Annotated in this window: 1 protein-coding gene; it reads left to right on the top strand. The window is 56.5% G+C overall.

Going from position 1 to position 1,237, the window contains the following annotated elements; all coding sequences use genetic code 11:
- Window positions 1-64: 64 nt before the first annotated feature.
- A protein-coding gene (locus NA619_RS24970) for an IS3 family transposase (RefSeq protein WP_255964442.1) occupies window positions 65-1,230 on the top strand; the annotation gives its coding sequence in 2 pieces (ribosomal slippage) (window positions 65-326 and window positions 326-1,230; 1,167 coding nt in all).
- The last annotated feature ends 7 nt before the right edge of the window (window positions 1,231-1,237 follow it).

The raw sequence follows: 1,237 nt of genomic DNA, 5'->3' as shown, positions 1-1,237 counted from the left end.
GTAGTGGTCTACTTATCCCGGACACCCATTTAGGGCGAGAATGTTCGCCATTCAGAGGTGTTCGATGAGCAGGCAACGACGTGCTTTCACTCCCCAATTCAAGCGCGAGGCAGCCAGCTTGGTGCTCGACCAGGGTTACAGCTGTCCCGAGGCAGCCAAATCCCTTGATGTAGGTGAGACCGCACTGCGACGCTGGGTCAACCAGTTGCAGCTGGAGCGCGGTGGCATCACACCCACTGCCAAAGCACTTACACCTGAGCAGCAAACCATTCAGGAGCTTCAAGCCCGCATCAACCGGCTGGAGCTTGAGAAGAAAATATTAAAGGAGGCCACTGCGCTCTTGATGGCCGAGGAGCACGGGCGCAGACGTTGAAGTCGATTCGGCAGTTAGCAGCACGCTATCCCGTTCAACTGCTGTGTTCAGTGTTTGAACTGCCCCGTTCCTGTTACTACGCCCATATGGTTCGGCGCCGCCGCATTGATGTTCGGCGGGTGGGTTTACGCAGCCGCATCAACGAGCTTTTCAGCCAAAGTCGTAGTTCAGCTGGCAGCCGCAGTATCGTTGCCATGCTCAGGGATGAGGGCGTCAAAGTGGGCCGCTTCAAGGTCAGAGGCCTGATGAAGGAGCAGGGTTTGATTAGTAAGCAGCCTGGTTCTCATGCGTACAAGAGCGCTACTGTTGAACGCCCCGACATTCCCAACCACCTTGAGCGCCAATTCACTGTTGCAGCGCCGAATACAGTTTGGTGTGGCGATATCACGTACATCTGGGCGCAGGGTCGATGGCATTACTTGGCTGCCGTGCTGGACTTGTATGGCCGTCGGGTAGTGGGCTGGGCTATGTCAGAAAGACCAGACGCCGACTTGGTTATCAAGGCGCTCGACAAAGCCTACGAGGTGCGCGGCAGACCGAGCGGACTTCTGTTTCACAGCGACCAGGGTAGCCAATATGCCAGCCGTCGTTTTCGCCAGCGACTTTGGCGCTATCGCATGACACAGAGCATGAGCCGACGAGGAAATTGCCATGACAACGCACCGATGGAGCGACTGTTTCGTAGCTTGAAAACCGAGTGGGTGCCGGCGGTGGGCTATATGACGAAGGCAACGGCCGAGCAGGATATCGGCCGTTACTTCATGCGGTACAACTGGGTCAGACCCCATCAGCACAATGGCTTCGTGCCGCCGGCTGTAGCGGAGGAAAAACTCAATTCTGTGTCCGGGAATTGTTGACCACTAC

The organism is Stutzerimonas stutzeri (assembly GCF_024448895.1).
GTDB lineage: Bacteria > Pseudomonadota > Gammaproteobacteria > Pseudomonadales > Pseudomonadaceae > Stutzerimonas > Stutzerimonas stutzeri_Q.
This window is presented reverse-complemented; position numbering and strand designations above follow the sequence as displayed.